This window comes from Microvirga terrestris (assembly GCF_015694425.1).
GTDB lineage: Bacteria > Pseudomonadota > Alphaproteobacteria > Rhizobiales > Beijerinckiaceae > Microvirga > Microvirga terrestris.
Genome location: NZ_JADQDN010000004.1, coordinates 233538 through 254023 on the forward strand (window position 1 = coordinate 233538; position 20486 = coordinate 254023).

General features: G+C 63.7%; 19 protein-coding genes. 6 read left to right on the forward strand and 13 right to left on the reverse strand.

The window, feature by feature from the left end; translation table 11 throughout:
• Positions 1 to 34: 34 nt before the first annotated feature.
• Genes I2H36_RS10185 through sppA form a run of 5 tightly spaced genes read right to left on the reverse strand, consistent with a single transcriptional unit; the run spans position 35 to position 3334 of the window.
• Positions 35 to 694, reverse strand: a complete 660-nt coding sequence (locus tag I2H36_RS10185) for a phosphoribosylanthranilate isomerase (protein ID WP_196263777.1) — start codon at positions 692 to 694, stop codon at positions 35 to 37.
• A 10-nt stretch (positions 695 to 704) separates the two neighbouring features.
• Positions 705 to 1652 (reverse strand): bifunctional Delta(1)-pyrroline-2-carboxylate/Delta(1)-piperideine-2-carboxylate reductase, encoded by a 948-nt coding sequence (lhpI, locus tag I2H36_RS10190; protein WP_196263778.1) that lies wholly within the window; start codon positions 1650 to 1652, stop codon positions 705 to 707.
• Positions 1653 to 1661: 9 nt separating this feature from the next.
• On the reverse strand, positions 1662 to 2012 hold the full coding sequence (locus tag I2H36_RS10195) for a lipopolysaccharide assembly protein LapA domain-containing protein (protein WP_196263779.1): 351 nt from the start codon (positions 2010 to 2012) through the stop codon (positions 1662 to 1664).
• 15 nt (positions 2013 to 2027) lie between these two features.
• Complete coding sequence (ihfB, locus tag I2H36_RS10200; protein WP_196263780.1) at positions 2028 to 2342, reverse strand: integration host factor subunit beta; 315 nt, start codon at positions 2340 to 2342, stop codon at positions 2028 to 2030.
• 26 nt (positions 2343 to 2368) lie between these two features.
• On the reverse strand, positions 2369 to 3334 hold the full coding sequence (gene sppA / locus I2H36_RS10205; protein WP_196263781.1) for a signal peptide peptidase SppA: 966 nt from the start codon (positions 3332 to 3334) through the stop codon (positions 2369 to 2371).
• A 222-nt stretch (positions 3335 to 3556) separates the two neighbouring features.
• On the opposite strand from sppA, the gene I2H36_RS10210 reads away from it, so the two are divergent.
• Both I2H36_RS10210 and I2H36_RS10215 read left to right on the forward strand, forming a co-directional pair.
• Complete coding sequence (locus tag I2H36_RS10210; protein ID WP_196263782.1) at positions 3557 to 3883, forward strand: ArsR/SmtB family transcription factor; 327 nt, start codon at positions 3557 to 3559, stop codon at positions 3881 to 3883.
• Positions 3880 to 4290: an SRPBCC family protein gene (locus I2H36_RS10215; RefSeq protein WP_196263783.1), complete on the forward strand. Its 411-nt coding sequence runs from the start codon at positions 3880 to 3882 to the stop codon at positions 4288 to 4290. The genes I2H36_RS10210 and I2H36_RS10215 overlap by 4 nt, the downstream gene beginning before the upstream one ends.
• Before the next feature lie 174 nt (positions 4291 to 4464).
• On the opposite strand, the gene rpsA is transcribed toward I2H36_RS10215, so the two are convergent.
• A complete protein-coding gene (rpsA, locus tag I2H36_RS10220) occupies positions 4465 to 6162 on the reverse strand; it encodes a 30S ribosomal protein S1 (protein WP_196263784.1) in 1698 nt (565 codons plus the stop codon).
• A 607-nt stretch (positions 6163 to 6769) separates the two neighbouring features.
• Between rpsA and I2H36_RS10225 the strand changes: the two genes are divergently transcribed.
• Positions 6770 to 8584 (forward strand): methyl-accepting chemotaxis protein, encoded by a 1815-nt coding sequence (locus I2H36_RS10225; RefSeq protein WP_246718743.1) that lies wholly within the window; start codon positions 6770 to 6772, stop codon positions 8582 to 8584.
• Between the two features lie 146 nt (positions 8585 to 8730).
• Here the strand turns inward: I2H36_RS10225 and I2H36_RS10230 are convergent, their stop codons facing one another.
• Positions 8731 to 9360: a 2-hydroxychromene-2-carboxylate isomerase gene (locus I2H36_RS10230; protein WP_196263785.1), complete on the reverse strand. Its 630-nt coding sequence runs from the start codon at positions 9358 to 9360 to the stop codon at positions 8731 to 8733.
• A gap of 221 nt (positions 9361 to 9581) precedes the next feature.
• Between I2H36_RS10230 and I2H36_RS10235 the strand changes: the two genes are divergently transcribed.
• Positions 9582 to 10814 carry an argininosuccinate synthase gene (locus I2H36_RS10235; protein WP_196263786.1) on the forward strand — a complete coding sequence of 411 codons (1233 nt, stop codon included), beginning with the start codon at positions 9582 to 9584 and terminating at the stop codon, positions 10812 to 10814.
• Positions 10815 to 10879: 65 nt separating this feature from the next.
• On the opposite strand, the gene I2H36_RS10240 is transcribed toward I2H36_RS10235, so the two are convergent.
• Together I2H36_RS10240 and I2H36_RS10245 are read right to left on the reverse strand one after the other, a co-directional pair.
• A complete protein-coding gene (locus tag I2H36_RS10240; RefSeq protein ID WP_196263787.1) occupies positions 10880 to 12820 on the reverse strand; it encodes an adenylate/guanylate cyclase domain-containing protein in 1941 nt (646 codons plus the stop codon).
• Positions 12821 to 13094: 274 nt separating this feature from the next.
• A complete protein-coding gene (locus tag I2H36_RS10245) occupies positions 13095 to 14984 on the reverse strand; it encodes a PAS domain-containing sensor histidine kinase (RefSeq protein WP_196263788.1) in 1890 nt (629 codons plus the stop codon).
• Positions 14985 to 15948: 964 nt separating this feature from the next.
• Between I2H36_RS10245 and typA the strand changes: the two genes are divergently transcribed.
• Together typA and I2H36_RS10255 are read left to right on the forward strand one after the other, a co-directional pair.
• Complete coding sequence (gene typA / locus I2H36_RS10250; RefSeq protein ID WP_196263789.1) at positions 15949 to 17775, forward strand: translational GTPase TypA; 1827 nt, start codon at positions 15949 to 15951, stop codon at positions 17773 to 17775.
• A gap of 79 nt (positions 17776 to 17854) precedes the next feature.
• Positions 17855 to 18475, forward strand: a complete 621-nt coding sequence (locus I2H36_RS10255) for a glutathione S-transferase family protein (protein ID WP_210331025.1) — start codon at positions 17855 to 17857, stop codon at positions 18473 to 18475.
• Between the two features lie 47 nt (positions 18476 to 18522).
• Here I2H36_RS10255 and I2H36_RS10260 read toward each other — a convergent pair whose 3' ends face one another.
• The 4 genes from I2H36_RS10260 to cysK form a co-directional block, all read right to left on the reverse strand.
• On the reverse strand, positions 18523 to 18687 hold the full coding sequence (locus I2H36_RS10260; RefSeq protein ID WP_196263790.1) for a hypothetical protein: 165 nt from the start codon (positions 18685 to 18687) through the stop codon (positions 18523 to 18525).
• 13 nt (positions 18688 to 18700) lie between these two features.
• The gene (locus tag I2H36_RS10265) at positions 18701 to 18934 is read right to left on the reverse strand and encodes a hypothetical protein (RefSeq protein WP_196263986.1); all 234 of its coding nucleotides are present in this window, start codon (positions 18932 to 18934) and stop codon (positions 18701 to 18703) included.
• 12 nt (positions 18935 to 18946) lie between these two features.
• Positions 18947 to 19303, reverse strand: a complete 357-nt coding sequence (locus tag I2H36_RS10270; RefSeq protein ID WP_196263791.1) for a hypothetical protein — start codon at positions 19301 to 19303, stop codon at positions 18947 to 18949.
• A gap of 159 nt (positions 19304 to 19462) precedes the next feature.
• A complete protein-coding gene (cysK, locus tag I2H36_RS10275; protein ID WP_196263792.1) occupies positions 19463 to 20443 on the reverse strand; it encodes a cysteine synthase A in 981 nt (326 codons plus the stop codon).
• Positions 20444 to 20486: the final 43 nt, after the last annotated feature.

The window sequence follows — 20486 nt, forward strand, 5'->3', positions numbered from 1 at the left end:
AAAGACACGCCCAGATGAGGACGCGCCACTGATGTTAGTGACGGGCAGCAGCGAATGCTGTCCGGGCGGCCCTGATGAAGGCCTCGATCCTGGCCGGATCCTTGAGACCCGGTCCGCTTTCCACCCCGGACGAGACATCGACGGCCTGCGGCTTCGTGAGCCGGATCGCCTCCGCCACATTGTCGGGGTTGAGGCCTCCTGACAGCATGAAGGAAACCTTGCGGTCAAGCCCGTTCAGCAGCTGCCAGTCGAAGGAGACGCCATTGCCGCCGGGGAGCGCGCCTGCGGTGCGGGGCGGCTTGGCATCGAGCAGGATGTGGTCGGCGCCGGCATAAGGGGAGAGAGCCTGGAGATCGGACGGCTCCGCAATGCCCAGCGCCTTCATCACCGGCCGCTTGAAAATCGAGCGGATCTCGGCGACGCGCTCGGGCGTCTCGCTTCCATGCAGCTGGATCAGGTCGGGATTGATGGCCTCGACAGCCTGGGCGAGTTCCTCATCGCTTGGATCGAGCAGAAGCACGACGCGCTGGGTGCGGCCCCGGGCCTGCAGGGAGAGCTTGTGGCCGAGGCTGAGGCTGACGTGGCGGGGGCTCTTGGGAATACGCACGAAGCCGACCATGTCCGCGCCTGCGCTCAGGGCGGCATCGAGGGTTTCGGGCGTGGAGAGCCCGCAGATTTTCACCAAGTTATCCATAGGAGGTAGTTTACAACGATTTTGCCAGCGAGCGCCACACCACCATCGCCGCAGCCAGGTCCTCCAGGGCGGTGCCCACGGATTTGAAGGCGGTGATCACCGCAGGATCCCGATGGGGCGCGTTGCGGCACAGGTCCGTCAGGGTGCCGCGGATATGATCCTCGGTGATGGCGCCCCGCTGCAGGGCCACCGCAACATCGCCGCCCTCTGACTTGGCCGCCGGGGTGTCGATATAGACCTGAGCCCGGCGCAGGGCCTCGTCGTCGGCCTCGCGCATCTTGAGATTAAACGCGCCCACGAGGTCGAGATGCGCCCCCTCTTTCAGCCAGGCGCCCTTGACGACGGGCGCGGTCGAGAGCGTCGCACAGGAGACGAGATCCGCCTCGCGCACGGCCGTCTCCAGGTCGGTCACGGCGGTGACGGGCAGGCCTTCGCGCGCCAGGTCAGCCGCGAGGCTTTCGGCCTTGTCGGACCGGTGGTTCCAGAGCGCCACCTCGCGGATCGGCCGCTGGCTAATATGAGCCCGGATCAGGAAGGGCGCCAGCGCGCCGGCCCCGACCATCACCATGCGGCTTGCATCCTCGCGGGCGAGATATCGGGCAGCCAATGCCGATGCGGCGGCGGTGCGCCAGACGGTGAGGCGCGCGCCGTCGAGCACGGAGACCGGCTCGCCCGTGCTGCCGTCCATCAGCAGGTAGGAGCCCATCACGCTTGGCAGGCTTCTGGTGCCGTTCTCGGGAAACACGGTGACGACCTTCACGCCGAGAAAGCCGTCCTGTATCGCGGGTCCGGTCCAGGACGGCATGAGCAGGAGCGTGCCATGGGCGCCCGGACGCTCGACCTCGTGGTGGTGGCGAACCGGCGTGACCATGCTGCCGCGAAAGGCCTCGGCCAGGGCGTCGATCAGGACAGGAAAGGTGAGAACCCGATCGATCTCGGCAGAGGTCACGACGCGCATGGGATAATCTTAGATGCTCCGGGCCTGGGACGGAACGGTGGCCGGCAGGTTCGTGTTCGAAGGGGTCTGCGCCTTCAGGCGCTCGGTCTCATAGCGCAGCTGACGCGTCTCGCGCCGAAGCTGCCGACGGGACTTGCGGTTTTTCCCCTGCGCGAACCAGGTGGCCGTGCCGCCGATCACTACGCCCAGCATCACGGCGGCGAAGATGACGGCAAAGAGGGGCAGCTGGAACGCAAATTCGGGCGCTTCCTGGGAGAACGGGTCAAGGGAAAGGGTCACCGGAGCCCGGTTCGCCACGGCGAGCAGGACGATCAGAATGGCGACCGGCAGGAGAATGAGCGCCTTCAGAAAGCGAATCACGAACACCTCTCGGGGTTATTGGGCAGCTGCCGCCTTCATGACCTTCGGAGCCGGGGCATTGAGACGCTGGCGCATTTCCTTGCCCGTCTTGAAGACCGGGACGACCTTTTCCGAGATGGAAACGGATTCGCCCGTGCGCGGGTTGCGGCCCGTGCGGGCATCCCGCTTTTTCACCGAAAAGGCCCCGAAGCCGCGCAGCTCGACCCGGTCGCCCCGGGCCAGCGCATCCCCGATGGTGTCGAGGATCGCGTTCACGATCTTCTCCACGTCGCGCTGGTAGAGATGCGGGTTCTGCTCAGCGATCTTGAGCACGAGTTCGGATTTTATCATGGATGAGCTATATCTTTGACGTTGCTTTATTTTTCCAAAGGTTGCCAGACAGCCAAGAGGCCGTCAAGCCGTGCGATCTCCGCCTGCGCGGATGTTTGGCGCATGGCCTCGGCCACCCGCTCGAACCCGAAGAGATCGGCCACGGTGGCGCTCATGGCGAAGATCGAGATGTCCCGGTCCGAGCTTGGCTTCCAATCGCGAATCGGCAGGTCCTTGGCTACGCCTCTCGTTTGCTCGAGCCAGGCCACGGCATCCCTCTCGCTGCCGATCTTGTCGATGAGCTTGAGGGGAACAGCCTGACGGCCACTGAAGACCTGGCCGGTGGACGCGGTGGAGAGTTCGCCCTCGTTCAGGCGGCGGCGCTCACGCACCAAGCTCTTGAACCAATCATAGGTGTCGTTGACCACCGCCTGCATGGCCGCACGGGCTTCCGGCGAGGTCGGCGTGAACGGATTCGGCTCTGCCTTGAGCGGGGCCGACTTCACCGCCTCCACCTTCACGCCGATTTGACCCATGAGGCCCGTGAGGTCGGGATACTGGAAGAGCACGCCGATGGAGCCCACGATGGAGGTCTCTCGGGCCACGATGTAGTCGGTGGCCATCGCCGTGATGTAGCCGCCGGAGGCTGCGGTGCCGTCCACGAAGGTGACGACCGGCTTCTTCTCGGCCAAGCGGCGGATGTTGCGGAAGAGCTCCTCCGACCCCGTCGTGGTGCCGCCGGGGCTGTTGATGGAGATCACCACGCCGGAGACCGCGCTCGAATCGCCCACCCGGCGCATCAGGTCGGCCAGACGCTGGTTGCCGGTGATCACCCCGTCGATGGATACGCGGGCGATCTGGTTCTGGATCGCCCCATAGCCGGCCCGGTCGGCGGCGGCATAGCCGATGGCTGCAACGGCTGCGATCAGGCCCGAAAATCCAGCCACCCGCCAGAAGGACAACTTGCGGCGCAGACGGCGGCGGTCGGCAATGGCTTCGGCATCGATGGACATCTGCTCGTCTCTAATTCGGTTCACGGATGTGTGGAGGCAGCAAACTAGCGCCTTGGACGGAAAAGTGGATCAATTTTTCGCATGGCGCATGTGCAGTCCATGTAGAGGGCACCCGAGTAATGTCCACGGACGACACCTGGACCCAGGCTTTTCACATTCCTAATTGACTCAAACATAACTCGCTGGTTATTGATCAAACCGATAGCCAACGAGTTATATGTCATGACGGCCAAGAACCACGATGTGCTCTTCAGGACGCTCGCCGATCCATCGCGACGGGCCATTTTCGAGCGCCTGTGCCGTGAAGGCGAGCAGACGGTCGCGGCTCTCACGGCTCGCGCCGAAATCTCGCAACCGGCCGTCTCAAAGCATCTCGGCGTTCTGAAGCAGGCCGGATTGGTGCGCGGCCGCCACGAAGGCCGCCAGACCCACTACAGCGCGCAGCTCAGCGCCCTGGCACCGCTGATCGACTGGACAAGCCAAATGGCCGGCTTCTGGGAAAGCCGGTTCGACGACCTCGAAGACCTGCTGAAAAGGATGGACCAATGACCGAAACCTTGACTGAAACGCGCTCCGTCGTTGTCGAGCGTGAAATACCGCATCCGCCGGAAAAGATCTGGCGCGCGCTCACCCAACCGCACCTGATCGACGAGTGGCTGATGAAGAACGACTTCAAGCCGGTCGTGGACCACAGCTTCAGCCTTCGTGCGGGTTGGGGCTCCGTGGATTGCCGGGTCCTGGAAGTCGAGCCGAACAAGATTCTGTCCTACACGTGGGCGGCCTATGGCCTCGAGACAGTGGTCACCTGGACGCTCACGCCGACGGGCACCGGGACCTCCCTGCGCATGGTGCAGTCGGGCCTCCGGCCGGACCAGCAACAGGCCTATGAGGGTGCCCGGCACGGCTGGCCGCGCTTTCTCGCAAGTCTCGAGCAGGTTCTGGCGCGGATGGAATGAACCCTGCCGGCACGGTTCAAAGCCGGCCTTCCTCCAGAGCCTCGCAGCGGAGGCTGGCGGAAAGGCGCCGGCCGAGCAAAAGCCAGCGCGACGGCGCGGATCGCTTTCCCGACATAAAAAAATCCCCGGGCTTTCGGCCCGGGGATCCATCAAACCCTGACGTGCAGCGTTCGATTACTTCTTGCCGGCCTTGTTCAGGGCGGCGCCGAGGATGTCGCCGAGCGACGCACCCGAATCGGCCGAGCCGTACTGAGCCATGGCTTCCTTCTCCTCAGCGACCTCGAGGGCCTTGATGGAGACGGTCACGCGGCGGGCCTTGCGGTCGAACTGCGTGACGCGGGCATCGAGCTTCTCGCCGGCGGCGAAGCGCTCGGGGCGCTGGTCGGCGCGGTCACGAGCGAGCTCGTTGCGCTTGATGAAGGTGGAGAGGTCGGTGTCGACGATCTTCACTTCCAGGCCGCCATCCTTCACCTCGAGAACCTCGCAGGTGACGATCTGGCCCTTCTTGATCTCGCCGGCCTCGGCGAAGGGGTCGCCGGCCAGCTGCTTGATGCCGAGCGAGATGCGCTCCTTCTCGACGTCCACGTCGAGAACCTGAGCGCGCACGACGTCGCCCTTCTTGAAGTCGTCGATGACCTGCTCGCCCGGACGGTTCCAGTCGAGGTCCGAGAGGTGGACCATGCCGTCGACGTCGTTCTCGAGGCCGATGAACAGACCGAACTCGGTCTTGTTCTTCACCTCGCCCTCGACCTCGGTGCCGACAGGGTGCTTCTCGGCGAAGGCCTCCCACGGGTTCTGGAGCGTCTGCTTCAGGCCCAGCGAGATGCGGCGCTTCACCTGGTCGACCTCGAGGATCACGACCTCAACCTCCTGCGAGGTGGAGATGATCTTGCCCGGGTGGACGTTCTTCTTCGTCCAGGACATCTCGGAGACGTGGATCAGGCCTTCGATGCCGGGCTCCAGCTCGACGAACGCACCGTAATCGGTGATGTTCGTGACGCGGCCCTTCAGCTTCGCCTGGACCGGGTAGCGGGCTGCGATGCCCTCCCACGGATCCGCCAGCAGCTGCTTGATGCCCAGCGAGATGCGGTGCGTCTCGTGGTTGATCTTGATGATCTTCACCTTCACCGTCTGGCCGATGGTTACGACCTCGGACGGATGGTTGACGCGGCGCCATGCCATGTCGGTGACGTGCAGCAGGCCGTCGATGCCGCCGAGATCAACGAACGCACCGTACTCGGTGATGTTCTTGACCACGCCGTCGATGACCTGACCCTCTTCGAGGTTCGCCACGAGCTCGGAACGCTGCTCGGCGCGGCTCTCTTCGAGGACCGTGCGGCGCGACACGACGATATTGCCGCGGCGGCGATCCATCTTGAGGATCTGGAACGGCTGGGACACGCCCATGAGCGGGGTGACGTCGCGCACCGGGCGGATGTCGACCTGGGAGCGCGGCAGGAACGCCACTGCGCCGTCGAGATCGACGGTGTAGCCGCCCTTCACCTGGTTGAAGATGGTGCCGTTGACGCGCTCCTGGGCCTCGAAGGCCTTCTCGAGCTTCACCCACGACTCTTCGCGGCGGGCCTTGTCACGGGAGATGACGGCCTCGCCCAGGGCATTCTCGATGCGCTCGACATAGACCTCGACCTCGTCGCCGACGACCACGGTCTGGTCGCGGTTCGGGCCGGCAAATTCTTTCAGGGCGACGCGACCTTCGGTCTTGGCGCCGATATCGATGACCGCGACGTCTTTCTCGATCGCGACCACCTTGCCCTTCACGACCGAGCCTTCGCTGATCTCGTTCGTGCGGAAGGATTCTTCGAGCAGGGCCGCGAAATCTTCACGGCTCGGCTGTTGCAAAGCTGCAGACATAGGTTCTCCTGAATGGCCCTCGTTCAAGGGGCAACGCCGGCGGCTCGTGTTAACGGGCCGTTTCCAGCCGCCGCTGCCTGGGACGCCCCTTCAGGGCCATGTCCCGGGCATGCTGCTCAGTCGAGCAGGCCGGCGTATCATCAGCGGATGGAAACGCTTGGTCCGACAGGGTTTTCCGGAACAACGCGAGGGCGCGGAACACGCACCCTGACAATCGAAACCGTCACTGTCCTATCGGATTGGGGGTTGTCTTAACCCAATTGGCCCCGGATCACAAGGGTTTCAAGCCTGACGTCCGGAAGCAGCGGCATGCTCGTCCCTGGGCCCTGCCGAGACGGAAAGCGGGCATCGGCCCCCTTATCACTCCCCGTTAGAAATCCAATCGAATGTTATTTCATAAAATTTAATGCGAATTTATGTTGTTATGGCTTTCCCTTGAAGAAATTCACTTCGCGGCTATCAAACAAAAAATCCAATATATTCCCAAAAGGAATGCATATTAACCAATAAGAAATTCTTCAAATCTACTTTTTAAGGTGCCTGAAATTACTTGTGCCATAGGGGCACGAGCCTCCCGCGGCGATGCGAGCAGGCCAACAATGAAATAATGTCCAGACGCCTCAATCTCTCCATTCGCAGCACCTTCATCGCCCTGATGGGGCTCAATGCCCTTGCCACTGGCGGTGTCGCGGTGACGTGGCACCAGCAGGGCAAAGCTGCACAAGACCTGACCCAGGCATATCAGACGCAATACAAGTCTTATCTCCTCGCCGATGAGTTCAGGCAGAGTTCCGACGACCTGACCCGTCTCGCCAGAACCTATGCGGTCGGCGGCGATGCGCACTACGAAGCGCAATACCTCGATGTGATCGCGATGCGCAGCGGCGAAAAGCCGAGGCCCCAATTGGCCCACCGCATCTATTGGGATCTCGTCGGCGAAGACGGCAAGCGACCGCGCCCGAACGGCGAAACCAAGCCGCTTCTCACGTCGATGAAGGAGGCTGGCTTCACGGATCAGGAATTCCAGAAGCTGCAACAGGCCGCTGCGAAATCCGACGGTCTGGTGGCGCTCGAAGTCCAGGCGATGAACGCTGTCAAAGGAACATTCGCCGATGGATCGGGCAAGTATACGATCAAGAAGGAGCCCGACCTCAAGCTCGCCCGGGATCTGCTGCATTCGGCTGAATATCATCGCTTCAAGGCGGAGATCATGCGCCCGGTCGACGAGTTCTTCCAGTTGGTGGAGGATCGGACAGCGAAGGCGGTCGCCGATGCGACGGCATCAGCCGGTGCGTGGGAGCGCTGGCTGACGGTCTGTCTCGGGATGCTCAGCTTTGCCCTTGTTGCCTCCGGTCTCGTTCTTCTCTGGCGAGTCCTGTCGCCGATCAGGGCCCTGCAGGGGATCATGACATCGCTGTCTTCCGGACATATCGATGTTTCGGTACCTCAAGCTTCGCGGACCGACGAGATCGGCGCCATGGCCAAGGCCGTGCTCGTCTTCAAGGAGAACGCGGTCGAGCGTCTCCGTCTGGAGGAAGATAGCCAAGCCCAGGCCGCCCGGGCCGCAGTCGAGAAACGCCGCGCCATGATGGAGTTGGCCAGCACGTTCGAGAGCAAGGTCGGCCATCTCGTGCAATCCCTGTCGGCCTCCGCCACGGAAATGGAAGCGACCGCCCAATCGATGACGGCCGTTGCCAACCAGACCAATAGTCAATCCGTCACGGTGGCCGCCGCGGCCGAGCAGACTTCGGCCAACGTTCAGACGGTGGCGGCCGCCACCGAGGAGCTGTCGATCTCGATCCGCGAGATTACCTCTCAAGTCAGCCAGTCCTCGCAGATCGCCGAGCGCGCCGTGGCCGATGCCCAACGCACCAACGAAACGGTCCAGACCCTGGCGACCTCGGCCGAGAAGATCAGCAACGTGGTTCAGCTCATTCACACCATTGCCGGCCAGACCAACCTGCTCGCCCTCAACGCCACCATCGAGGCGGCGCGGGCGGGCGAGGCCGGCAAGGGTTTCGCGGTGGTGGCCTCCGAAGTGAAGGAGCTTGCCAACCAAACGTCGAAGGCAACCGGCGAGATCTCGACACAGATCGGCTCCGTGCAACAGGCGACCACCGAAGCGGTGCAGGCGATCCAGCAGATTGCCAGGACGATTGCGGAGATGTCGCAGATCTCGGTCTCGATCGCCGCCGCCATGGAAGAGCAGGGTGCTGCAACGAACGAAATCGCCCGCAACGTGCAGGAAGCTGCACGCGGCACGGAAGCGGTCACCGGCAGCGTCAGCGACGTGCGCCAGGGTGCCGGTGACACCGGAGCGGCGGCCTCTCAAGTGCTCTCCGCAGCCCAGGAACTTGCCCGCAACTCCACCAACCTGGGACGCGAGGTCGATATCTTCCTCTCGGGCGTCAAGGCGGCATAGGTCGTGCGTTCAGGGGCACCGGACTCCGGTGCCCCATCCTGCAAGTGACTTTCTGAATGCAAGTGCCTTCCTGATCAATCCGGCCGTAAGGCAGCGACGGGTCTTTGCCCCGTCCGATGTTTCCAATTTTGATGGGCCAGGACGGTTCAGCCCGGCCATTCAGCCCGCCGCGCCTGGGTCACGGCCCAGTCGAGGGCCTGCTCCAAGCGGTCGTTGCCCCAGAACATCTCGCCGTCCTCGGCAAAGAAAGTGGGCGCGCCGAAGAGGCCGCGCGACTGTACCTCCTCGCCCATCCGGCGCAGGCGCATCTTGTTGGTTTCAGCCCCCGCCTCGGCGATGATGGCCTCGGGGTCCAAGCCCAAGCCTGTCAGGATATCCGTGACGGTCTGCGGATCGGCGATGTCGCGGCATTCCGCGAACTGGGCCGTGTAGACGGCCCGGGTGAAGGACGGCGTCCAGCCCCGGTCGGAGCCCAAAAGCGCGACCCGGGCGGCCAGGAGCCCGTTCTGCGGGAAGGTTTTGGGCCGGTAGAAGGGCAGCCCGAGGCGCGCCGCCTCCCGCTCCATGTCCCGCCACATGTAGCGGCCCTTGGCCGGGTAGAGGCTGAAGGGCGAATTGTCCCAGCCTTGCGCCTTGAAGATCGGCCCCAGCAGGAACGGCCGCCACACGAGCCCGACCCCAGCTGTCTGCGCCGCCGCCTCGATGCGCATGGCGGCGAGATAGGAATAGGTCGAGGCGAATTCGTACCAGAATTCGAGAACCGGTCGACGGTGCATGGGCGTCCTTCGCGATCAGAAAACCCGGACGGAACCAGGCCAACTCCCGAAGCGGGCCTTTCGCTCCACGGGAGAGACTAGGATATTCCGCTGGGTTACGACAGCTTCCGGCCTTCCAGGCAGGAATGCAGGGGAAGCATGCCGGCGGGAGAATTGCCCGTTGCGTGGATTATGGTTCCGTTCTAAGCCGCCAGCACCCTTTCTCTTTCGGAACCTTTGCCATGGCCGACAAGCGCGTGAACAAGGTCGTGCTCGCCTATTCGGGCGGCCTCGACACCTCCATCATCCTCAAGTGGCTGCAGACCACCTATGGCTGCGAGGTGGTGACCTTCACCGCCGATCTCGGCCAGGGCGAGGAACTGGAGCCCGCCCGCAAGAAGGCCGAACTTCTCGGCATCAAGCCGGAGAACATCTTCATCGAGGACCTGCGCGACGAGTTCGTGCGCGACTACGTGTTCCCGATGTTCCGCGCCAATGCCCAGTACGAGGGCCTCTATCTGCTCGGCACCTCCATCGCCCGCCCGCTGATCGCCAAGAAGCAGATCGAGATCGCCGAGAAGGTGGGGGCCGATGCGGTCTCCCACGGGGCCACCGGCAAGGGCAACGACCAGGTGCGCTTCGAGCTCGGCTACTACGCCTTGAAGCCCGACGTGACCGTGATTGCCCCCTGGCGCGAATGGGACCTGCGCTCCCGCGAGCAGCTCATCGCTTTTGCCGAGCAGCATCAGATCCCGATCGCCAAGGACAAGCGCGGCGAAGCGCCGTTCTCCGTCGACGCCAACCTCCTGCACGCCTCCTCCGAGGGCAAGGTGCTGGAGGACCCGGCCATGGAAGTGCCGGACTACGTCTACTCGCGCACCGACGGTCCCGAATCCGCCCCCGACAAGCCGACGGTGATCAAGATCGAGTTCCAGAAGGGCGATCCGGTCGCCATCGATGGCCAAAAGATGGGTCCGGCCGATCTCCTCGCCAAGCTCAACGAGCTGGGCCGGATCAACGGCATCGGCCGCCTCGACCTCGTCGAGAACCGCTTCGTCGGCATGAAGAGCCGCGGCATGTACGAGACCCCGGGCGGCACGATCCTGCATCTCGCCCATCGCGGCATCGAGTCGATCACGCTCGACCGGGGTGCTGCGCACCTGAAGGACGAGCTCATGCCGAAATATGCCGAGCTCATCTATAACGGCTTCTGGTTCGCGCCGGAGCGCGAGATGCTCCAGGCCCTGATCGACAAGTCCCAGGAATTCGTCACCGGCGAAGTGACGCTGAAGCTCTACAAGGGCGGCGTCCACCTCATCGGCCGCCAGAGCCCCTACACCCTCTACGACCAAGACCTCGTGACCTTCGAGGAAGGCGCCGTCGCCTACGACCACCGCGACGCCGCCGGCTTCATCAAGCTCAACGCGTTGAGGCTGCGGACATTGGCGCAGCGGAAGAAGAAGCTGGGGCTCTAAGAAACACCGATGATCGCAGCGCGGCCGGGCTCGTCCCGGCCGTTCTTGTTCATGCTGCAGAACCGTCACCTGTTGTCGAAAACGTCATCCGGCAACGCGTTCCCCTGCAAGGCTCCGCACAGTTCGTAGACCGGAACGGTCGCTTCGAATCCCTTCGGCCTGATAGTATCGACGGCGCGGAACGCGAAGCGGTCGGACACCTGGCGTTGGACAGCGTCGCTGACGAGGATCTCGGTGCCGTAATCCTTGTTGAGCGGCTCGAGCCGTGCCGCCAGGTTCACGGTCGCGCCGAGCACCGTGTAGGCCATCCGGTCGTCCGACCCGACGGTCCCGACGACCGCCTCGCCCGTATGAAGCCCGAACCGTGTCCTGTAGGCCGGCCATCCTTCACGTTCGAATTCCGCGTTGAGCGTGCGATTGGCCTCCCGGCAGGCCAGCACAGCCGCACAGGCATGGGCGACATGATCGGGATCGTCGGCCGGTGCGTTCCAGATCGCCATGATGGCGTCCCCGACGAATTTATCGACCGTACCGCCGTGCTCCATGATGACGGCGGAGAGCACGGCGAGATAACGCGAGGTGCGAAGCATCACCTGTTCGGGATCCGCCCTCTCGGCGATGACGGTAAAGTCCGCGATGTCGGTGAACAGGATCGTCACCTCGCGACGCGACCCCCCGGGCTGGAGGGCATCACCTGTCGCGACGAGCTGCTGGACGAGGCGCTTCGGCACGAAGCTGGCGAAGTTCCGCACCACCGTCTGCATCGTGGCAACCGATTGTCCGAGGTCGTCGATCTCCCGGATCATCGAGCGGATCCGCCGTGTTGGCCCGCCGGTCTCAAATTTCTGGATTCTGTCCGTCTCGAGCGCCAGCGCCTTCATGGACCGCGACAGCATCGATCCGATCCACCACACGATCGGGAGTGCTGCAAGGACGAAGCCCAGCGCCAGGAGAACGAGCTGGCGCCGTCCCGCCTCGACCTCGGCGAAAAACTCGTCGAGCGGCGCCACAACGGCGAGCTTAAGACCTGACGATCCGGCCGACTTGATCGAACGAAAGGCTGCCACGTAAGTCCGCCCGTCCGCCGTGTCGAAGATCTGATGCGTCGCACCGCCCTGTTGCCAGAGGGCTAGAGGACGAGCGATGTCGACCGCCACGAGTTGATTGAGACGCGGCAATTCAAGCGCCGCATCGGGACCTTGCGCATGGAGGAATTCCGACATGCGGGAATGGGCCACGATCCGGCTACGGTCGTCGAAGAGAAAAACGGCTCCCGAAGCTCCGAGCTTCTGAGCGCGCATAAAAGCATCGGTCTCGGCGAGAAGAATGTCCCCAGCCACGATGCCGCGCCGTCCTTGCGTGAACGGCGCACGCACCGTGTACCCGATCAGGGACGCAACCTTGAACACGTAAGGGTCGGTGATCGCGCCGGCATCGGGCTCGAAGGCTCCCCGGTACCATGGCCGCTCGCGTGGGTCGTAATCGGCCTCGCGATGGTCCTGGGCGAGCACGGTCAGGTCGGACGAGAGATAGGACGTGAAGCGGATCCGGGTTACTTCTCCTGGCGGTCGCTCCATGACAGAGAGCCTGAAGGCGGCGTCCGGCGGCGCTTGGAGCTGCTCGCGGATCGCCGGCCCTGCCCGATCCAGCATGTCGAGTTCGATGAACCCACCATCTTCATACCCGACATAGAGGTTGTAGAGTTGTCCATGCCGACGCAAGAGCGCTGCTAGCGTGGCATAGAGGGGCGGATTGCCCAGGATCGTGCCGGACTCGACGGGCTGAAGCTGCCGCAGCACCTCCAGGATGTCGAGCACGTCCTTGAACTGTCCGTTCACGCGGTCGGCCGTGTGGTCGGCGACCCGGTCGATGAAACTCAAAGCCGCAGATCGGGTGATCGAGCGGGCGCGGTCAAAGCTGAGGAAGACAAGGGCCAGACCGACGGCAAGCACCACCGCCACGAACAGCGCCGTGACGGAGAGTTGAAAGCCAAGCCGAACACGCATGATCCTCATCCGATCTCCGGAGAAGAAGGGATCGCCGTTGCTGCCCAGGGCTGAAGCGGCCCCCCATACTCTCAGTCAAGCCGCTTGCCTTGTCGATCAGGAAACTCGGCGGACTTGGCGGCTCGAGGTTCGACGGCGCCGCTCCCTGTCCTCCTCACAACATGCCCGCGGGCCGGTCCCGACAGGTGCTTTCATCGCCGCAGGTCGAGAGAGCGAGCCTCGTGACAAGCCTTCGTCTGCAGGGATCCCCAGGAGACGATGGTCCGGACTTTCCTTACGGCCGCGCAGAGGGCTCCAGCACCCCACCTTCATCCCTCAGCGGAACATCCATCACGCACACCACCCCGGCAGGCTCATAAGTCAGCCGGACGTTGCCGCCCACGTCGGTTGCGAGGCTTCGCTCGATCAGGCGCGTGCCGAAACCTCTTCGCGTCGGCAGTGAAACCGGCGGGCCGTCCCGCTCCTGCCAGCGCAGCTCTAGGTGCGGATTCTCATTCGTCGTGACCGTCCAGGTGATGAAGACGCATCCGGAGGAAACGGAGAGCGCGCCGTATTTGGCAGCATTGGTCGCCAACTCGTGAATCGCCATGGCAATGGCGAGCGCCGTTCTCGGGATCAGGCGAAGATGGGGTCCGTCGATCTCGAAATGCTTCGTCTTCTGCCGCAGATAGGGCTCGACCACCTCGTTGATGATCTCGCGAAGCTCGGCCCCCTCCCAATTCTCGCGGGTGAGCACGTCATGGGCGCGGGCCAGGGCGAACAGGCGATCCTCGAAGGCCTGGACCTTGGGACGGTTCTCCTCGCTCATCTGCTTCAGGCTCTGCGACGCCATCGACTGGACGATGGTGAGCGTGTTCTTCACCCGGTGGTTCAGCTCGTTAATGAGAAGCTCGCGATGCTCCTCCACCTGCTTTCGGTCGGTGATGTCGAGCACCGAGCCCACATAGCCGAGGAAGGTGCCGTCCTCGCCAAAGCGGGGTGCTGCGGCATCGATGGCCCAGCGATAGGTGCCGTCGGCCCGACGCAGCCGGTACTCCAAGCGGAAAGGCTCCTTCTGTGCATTGGCCGTGCGAAACACCTCGCTCGACCAGCCGCTGTCGTCCGGATGAACGGCGTCGAGCCAGCCGAAGCCCAATCCGGTTTCCGGCGTCTGGCCGGTGAACTCGTACCAGCTCCGTGACAAATAGATGCAGGTGCCGTCCGCTTCCGTCACCCAGACCATGACGGGTGCGTTGTCGGCGAGATTGCGGAATCGGGCCTCGCTCTCGCGCAGGCTCTCCTCGGCCTGCATGCGCTCGGTGACGTCGTAGCCTTCGGCGAAGATGCCGGTGACCCTGCTCTCCCGGTCGGTGATCGGTTGATAGATAACATCGACGAAGCGCTCTTCGGGCGCACTCTCCGGTTTTCTTTGCAGCCCGACCCGGAGGTTTCGCCCGATAAACGGCTGACCCGTGGTGTAGACGTTGTCGAGCAGTTCGAAGAGTCCCTGACCTTCGACCTCCGGCAGGGCCTCGCGCACGGTCTTGCCGACGATGTCACGGCGATGCCCCACGAGCTGAAGGTAGGCATCGTTCACCAGCTCGAACACGTGCTCCCGGCCGCGCAGCATCGCCATGAAGCCCGGAGCCTGCTTGAAGAGTTCGCGCAGCCGGTCCTGCTCGGCCTTCAGGGTCGCGCGCAGCTTGACCTCCTGCGTGGTCTCCGTGCAGGCGCAGAACATGCCGGCGATCCCGCCCGTCTCGTCGCGGACTGGTGAGTAAGAGAAGGTGTACCACGTGTCTTCCGGGTAGCCGTGGCGCTCCATCACGAGGTGCAAGTCCTCATGATAGGTCGCCTCTCCGGCCAGCGCCTTGATCACCAGCGGTTCGATATCGGACCAGATATCCGACCAAACGTTACGGAACGGCAGACCGAGGGCATGCGGGTGCTTGGCACCGAAAATCGGCACGTAGCCGTCATTGTACAGGAACGCGAGTTTTGGCCCCCAGGCGACGAACATGGGGAATTTCGACGTGAGCATAAGGCTCACCACGGCCCGAAGACTCTGCGGCCAGTATTCCGGCGGGCCGAGGGGAGAGGAGGACCAGTCATGAGCTCGCATGAGCGCACCCATCTCACCACCTCCGGTGAGAAAATCCGGGCTGGGAACGAGCCTATCGTGCATCGAGCCGGCACCTCCCGACGGGAGGCTGATGCGTCGGATGTCCGATGTCGCGCGCGCTGCGACAGGGACGGGCCTGCGTTACGGCTGCGGCGAGAGCTTCAAGCCCAAGCATGCGAGGAGCGTTCGATGATGTTCGTGCAGACATGCTGAGCTTTGGATTGGCCGGGGCTTTCAGCCATTTAGGACTTCACCGAATGACTTCAATCTGTGTGTAGAGCATATCGCAGCAGCAGGCGATGGCCTTCTGTCGCGGGGCACGGCGCAACGGTGGTAAGCCCGCCATCGTCATCCCGGAGTCATCCGTGGCCCCCACGCCGTCATCCCGAACGGCGCAGCCGATCCGGGATCGCGTGCAGGATGAGACGCGTGTTCCCTTCCCCTCTGCGGGGGAGGGTGGCGAGCGGAGCGAGCCGGGAGAGGGGAATTGCTCGACGTCTAACGGCCCCTCTCCCGACCTGCTTGCGCAGGCCACCCTCTCCCGCACAGGGGAGAGGGAGTACAGCGGCTATGTTCCTATTTTGTTCTTGACAAATGCTGTCACCTTAGCTATAACATCACCTATCCTTTCCCGACGAGGGGCGCGCTCGCGAGGCGTCGCAAGTGTGGGGCAAGGAGCGGTCCTGCCGCAGGCCTCGCACGCCTGTGATCGCAGGTGGCCGATCCTGGCTCTGACCAGGTCCGCTGAAACAAACCGCGCGTGACGAGCAGCCAGGCTCTCACCTTTCACCCCAACCATCGAGCCGGGCTGCCCGCCATGCCACCCTCGATTGACCTGAAAGGCTCGCAGCTCACGCTGCGGGCCCCAAGGTGCTGGCTGTTCTTTGAGCACTAGAGACAAGCTGCCCTATTGCCGCCGCTCTCTTATCGCTATATTGCAGCGCATCAGAATTTCCGCCCGGTTCGAGCCAGGGGCGCGGCACCGCTTGCCGCGAACCGGGCCATTTTGTTTTGAAAGACTAGCCTCATGAAGCTGCGCAATATCGCCATCATCGCCCACGTCGACCATGGCAAGACCACCCTCGTCGACAAGCTCCTCCAGCAATCGGGCAGCTTCCGCGAGAACCAGCGTGTGGAAGAGCGCGCCATGGACTCGAACGACCTCGAGAAGGAGCGCGGCATCACCATCCTGGCCAAGGCGACCTCGGTCGTCTGGAAGGACACCCGCATCAACATCGTCGACACCCCCGGCCACGCCGATTTCGGCGGCGAGGTGGAGCGCATCCTGAGCATGGTGGACGGCGCCATCGTCCTCGTGGACGCAGCCGAAGGCCCGATGCCGCAGACCAAGTTCGTGGTCTCCAAGGCCCTCAAGATCGGCCTGCGCCCGATCGTCGCCATCAACAAGATCGACCGTCCCGACGCCCGCCACGTCGAGGTGGTCAACGAGGTGTTCGACCTCTTCGCGGCCCTCGACGCCACCGACGAGCAGCTCGACTTCCCGATCCTCTACGGCTCAGGCCGCAACGGCTGGATGGCCAAGGCTCCTGAAGGTCCGAGCGATGAGGGCCTGGCGCCGCTCTTCGACCTCGTGCTCGAGCACGTGCCCCCGGCGAAGACCGAGGAAGGCCCGTTCCGCATGCTTGGGACGCTGCTCGAGGCCAACCCCTTCCTGGGCCGCATCGTCACCGGCCGCATCTCCTCCGGCACCGTGAAGCCGAACCAGTCGATCAAGGTGCTCGACCGCGAGGGCAAGGTGGTCGAGACCGGCCGCGTGTCCAAGATCCTGGCCTTCCGTGGCCTGGAGCGCCAGCCCATCGAGCTCGGCGAGGCCGGCGACATCGTGTCCATCGCGGGCCTCGTGAAGGGCTCGGTGGCCGACACCTTCTGCGCGCCCGAGAACGACATTCCGATCCAGGCCCAGCCCATCGATCCGCCGACCGTAACCATGTCGTTCATCGTGAACGACTCGCCGCTCGCCGGTACCGAGGGCGACAAGGTCACGAGCCGCATGATCCGCGACCGCCTGTTCAAGGAAGCGGAAGGCAACGTGACCCTCAAGATCGAGGAAGCGTCCGACAAGGATAGCTTCTACGTCTCGGGCCGTGGCGAATTGCAGCTCGCGATCCTGATCGAGACAATGCGCCGCGAGGGCTTCGAGCTCGCCGTGTCGCGTCCTCGCGTCGTCTTCGAGAAGGACGAAGCCGGCCAGCTTCTCGAGCCTATCGAGGAAGTGGTCATCGACGTGGACGAGGAGCATTCCGGCGTCGTCGTGCAGAAGATGTCCGAGCGCCGCGCCGACATGGTCGAGATGCGCCCGTCCGGCGGTAACCGCCAGCGCCTCGTGTTCTACGCTCCCACCCGCGGCCTCATCGGCTACCAGGGCGAGCTGATGACCGACACCCGCGGCACCGCGATCATGAACCGCCTGTTCCACGCCTACGAGCCTTATCGCGGCGAGATCGCCGGCCGCCGCAACGGCGTGCTGATCTCGAACGACAACGGCGAGGCCGTGGCCTACGCCCTGTGGAACCTCGAGGATCGCGGCCCGATGATGATCGAGCCCGGCTGGAAGGTCTATCAGGGCATGATCATCGGCGAGCACAACCGCGAGAACGACCTCGAGGTCAACGTGCTGAAGGGCAAGAAGCTCACCAACATCCGCACGACCTCCAAGGACGAAGCGGTGCGCCTGACGCCGCCGATCCGCATGACGCTGGAGAAGTCGCTGGCCTGGATCCAGGACGACGAGCTCGTCGAGGTGACGCCGAAGTCGATCCGCATCCGCAAGGCGATCCTCGACCCGAACGACCGCAAGCGCGCCGAGCGCTCGAAGGAAGCCCTGAGCGCCTAAAGGCAGCGCCTTAGGCAACAGTTGAAAGGCCGCTCTTCGGAGCGGCCTTTTTCATGAACGGAGATCGGGAGGGGACATATTGAAGATTCATGGATACGCAGGATCCATCAATGTCCGGAAGGTGCTGTGGACCTGCATGGAGCTTGGCCTCCCCTTCGAGCGCATCGATTGGGGCGGCGGGACGCGGTCTGTCACCGATCCTGATTTTCTGAAGCTCAATCCTGTCGGCATGATCCCGGTGCTGGAGGATGCAGGGCAGCTCTTCTGGGAATCGAACAGCATCGTCCGATACCTGGCGGCGCGCGAAGGCCGTGACGATCTGCTGCCTTTCGCTCCTGCCGAGCGGGCGCAGGTCGAGAAGTGGATGGACTGGCAGGTCTCCGACTTCAACAACACCTGGCGCTATGTCTTTCAGGCGACAGTGCGCAAGAATCCGAACTTCCAGGATGAACAGCAGATCGCTGTGTCCTGGAACGCGTTCTGCTCCGCCGTTCAGGTGCTCGACCGGGAGTTCGCCCGCACCGGCGCCTATATCGCCGGGCCAGCCTTCACCTGCGCAGACATCGTCATCGGCCTCTCGGTCCATCGCTGGAGGAGCATTCCGCTCGAACGCCCTCATCTGCAAGCAATCGAGCGTTACTACGACCGCCTCTGCGAGCGGGAAGGCTTTCGGGTCTACGGAAGGGACGGAGGATTGTAGAGAGGAGCTGTACGGCTCCTCCTTCGATTGATACGACGGGCCTGCGCTCAGCCCTCGGCCTTGTCGCTCTGTCCCTTTTTGGCACCCTCGCCCATCGGGTTCGTCGAATCCTCACCCGAGGCCTCGGGGTTCTCGCGGCCCTGCGGGGTCAGGCGCGGAGCGCTGATATCCTCCTCGGTCGCTTGACTGGGCTTGTTATCGGGCTTTGCCATCGCTGGTTGTTCCTTATGAACTGGTCGAGTCGGTCGCATCCCGGTCGCCTGCATCGGGCAGAGCGCCCGTGCCGGGAGTCGAATCCGGGTTCGTCAGCTCCGGCTTGCTGTGCGGGCCTGCCGCCGGCTGCTTGCCACCGGGTTGCTTGTCGGACGGAGCCTTCTGATCGCTCTGCGGATCGAGCCGCTTGGACTCGACGTCCTGCTTCGTGTCGTCGGTGTGGTTGCCGTAGCCTGCATTGCCCATAGTGCTCTCCTGTCAGCCCTCGTCCTTGCCGTTGACCGCTGTCATCCGCTCGATGGCCTCGGCAGTCGCATCCTTGTCGTCCGGCGACAGGGTAGCGTCGCTCAGGTGCTTGGTGGCCTCGGGAGTTTCAGCAGCCGTGAGTTCGTCATGGCCGTCTTGTCCGGCCTTGCTGGTCTGACCGGTCTGGCCCTGACGATAGGCATAGGCCTCGCCGCCCGGCTGGCTCCACACACGTCGCAGCGTGGCATTGCCCTCGACGCCGCCGTCCCGGTTGGGATCGACGGGGCTGTCGATGCCGCCGCGCTGCTCGTTGCGGATCTGGTCCGCGTCTTGATCCTTTAACGAATGGGGAGCCTTGCGTTCCGCCATGATGAACTCCATCAAATTCTCTTGAAAACATCGTTCAAATTTTGTGCGTGCAAGGAGAACCCGGCGGGCGGAGCGAAGTTCTGGCTACGCTTGTGCCCAGCGCAAACAAAAAGGGCGGCCGAGAAGCCGCCCTTGAGTCTTGTCACTGACTAAAAGAACTCATAGCCCTTCGAAGAGCGCGCTCGAGATGTAGCGCTCGGCAAAGGAGCACGCGACCGTGACGATGCGCTTGCCCTTGAACTCGGGACGAGCGGCGACTTCAAGCGCCGCAGCCACATTGGCGCCCGTCGAGATGCCGCCGGGGATGCCTTCGAGCTTGGAGAGCTTGCGCGCCATGTCGAAGGCGGTCTGGTTGCCCACGGTGACCACCTCGTCGATCACGGAGCGGTCGAGCACGTCCGGCACGAAGCCTGCGCCGATGCCTTGGATCTTATGCGGACCCGGTTGGCCGCCGGAGAGCACCGGCGAATCCTCCGGCTCCACGGCGATGACCCTGAGGCTCGGCAGGCGCGGCTTGATCACCTGGCCGACGCCGGTGATCGTGCCGCCGGTGCCTACCGCCGACACGAAGGCATCGAGCTGGCCTCCTGTGTCGTTCCAGATCTCCTCGGCCGTCGTCTTGCGATGGATCTCCGGATTGGCCGGGTTCTTGAACTGCTGCGGGATGACCGAACCCGGAATCTCGCGCAGCAGCTCCTCGGCGCGTGCAATCGCGCCCTTCATGCCCTGGGGACCGGGGGTGAGTTCGAGCTCCGCTCCGAGAAAGGCGAGCATCTTGCGCCGCTCAAGCGACATGGTCTCGGGCATCACCAGGATCAGGCGATAGCCGCGGGCTGCTGCCACGAAGGCCAGCGCAATGCCGGTATTGCCGGAGGTCGGCTCGATCAGGGTCGCGCCAGGCCCGATATGACCGGCGGCTTCCATGGATTCGATCATGTTGACGCCGATGCGGTCCTTCACGCTCGAAAGCGGGTTGAAGAACTCGAGCTTGAGGAGAATCTCGGCATCCACACCGTGTTCCTGAGGCAGCCGGTTCAGGCGTACGAGCGGGGTATTGCCGATGGTTTCCGTAATCGAGCCGTAGATGCGGCCGCGCCCGGGCTTCGTGCGGGCGCTCGATGCATTGACAGTGTCAGCCATGGGATCCTCCTTCAGATTGGAGGAAGCTTATCTTTTTCCGCAG

What these genes read in the sequence shown, in the direction of transcription:
- cysK (WP_196263792.1), bottom strand. Translation starts at nt 20,443, where the DNA reads ATGGCTGACACTGTCAATGCATCGAGCGCCCGCACGAAGCCCGGGCGC.
- I2H36_RS10210 (WP_196263782.1), top strand. Translation starts at nt 3,557, where the DNA reads ATGACGGCCAAGAACCACGATGTGCTCTTCAGGACGCTCGCCGATCCA.
- I2H36_RS10235 (WP_196263786.1), top strand. Translation starts at nt 9,582, where the DNA reads ATGGCCGACAAGCGCGTGAACAAGGTCGTGCTCGCCTATTCGGGCGGC.
- I2H36_RS10185 (WP_196263777.1), bottom strand. Translation starts at nt 694, where the DNA reads ATGGATAACTTGGTGAAAATCTGCGGGCTCTCCACGCCCGAAACCCTC.
- I2H36_RS10225 (WP_246718743.1), top strand. Translation starts at nt 6,770, where the DNA reads ATGTCCAGACGCCTCAATCTCTCCATTCGCAGCACCTTCATCGCCCTG.
- I2H36_RS10230 (WP_196263785.1), bottom strand. Translation starts at nt 9,360, where the DNA reads ATGCACCGTCGACCGGTTCTCGAATTCTGGTACGAATTCGCCTCGACC.
- lhpI (WP_196263778.1), bottom strand. Translation starts at nt 1,652, where the DNA reads ATGCGCGTCGTGACCTCTGCCGAGATCGATCGGGTTCTCACCTTTCCT.
- typA (WP_196263789.1), top strand. Translation starts at nt 15,949, where the DNA reads ATGAAGCTGCGCAATATCGCCATCATCGCCCACGTCGACCATGGCAAG.
- I2H36_RS10270 (WP_196263791.1), bottom strand. Translation starts at nt 19,303, where the DNA reads ATGGCGGAACGCAAGGCTCCCCATTCGTTAAAGGATCAAGACGCGGAC.
- I2H36_RS10260 (WP_196263790.1), bottom strand. Translation starts at nt 18,687, where the DNA reads ATGGCAAAGCCCGATAACAAGCCCAGTCAAGCGACCGAGGAGGATATC.
- I2H36_RS10245 (WP_196263788.1), bottom strand. Translation starts at nt 14,984, where the DNA reads ATGCACGATAGGCTCGTTCCCAGCCCGGATTTTCTCACCGGAGGTGGT.
- ihfB (WP_196263780.1), bottom strand. Translation starts at nt 2,342, where the DNA reads ATGATAAAATCCGAACTCGTGCTCAAGATCGCTGAGCAGAACCCGCAT.
- I2H36_RS10240 (WP_196263787.1), bottom strand. Translation starts at nt 12,820, where the DNA reads ATGCGTGTTCGGCTTGGCTTTCAACTCTCCGTCACGGCGCTGTTCGTG.
- sppA (WP_196263781.1), bottom strand. Translation starts at nt 3,334, where the DNA reads ATGTCCATCGATGCCGAAGCCATTGCCGACCGCCGCCGTCTGCGCCGC.
- I2H36_RS10215 (WP_196263783.1), top strand. Translation starts at nt 3,880, where the DNA reads ATGACCGAAACCTTGACTGAAACGCGCTCCGTCGTTGTCGAGCGTGAA.
- I2H36_RS10265 (WP_196263986.1), bottom strand. Translation starts at nt 18,934, where the DNA reads ATGGGCAATGCAGGCTACGGCAACCACACCGACGACACGAAGCAGGAC.
- rpsA (WP_196263784.1), bottom strand. Translation starts at nt 6,162, where the DNA reads ATGTCTGCAGCTTTGCAACAGCCGAGCCGTGAAGATTTCGCGGCCCTG.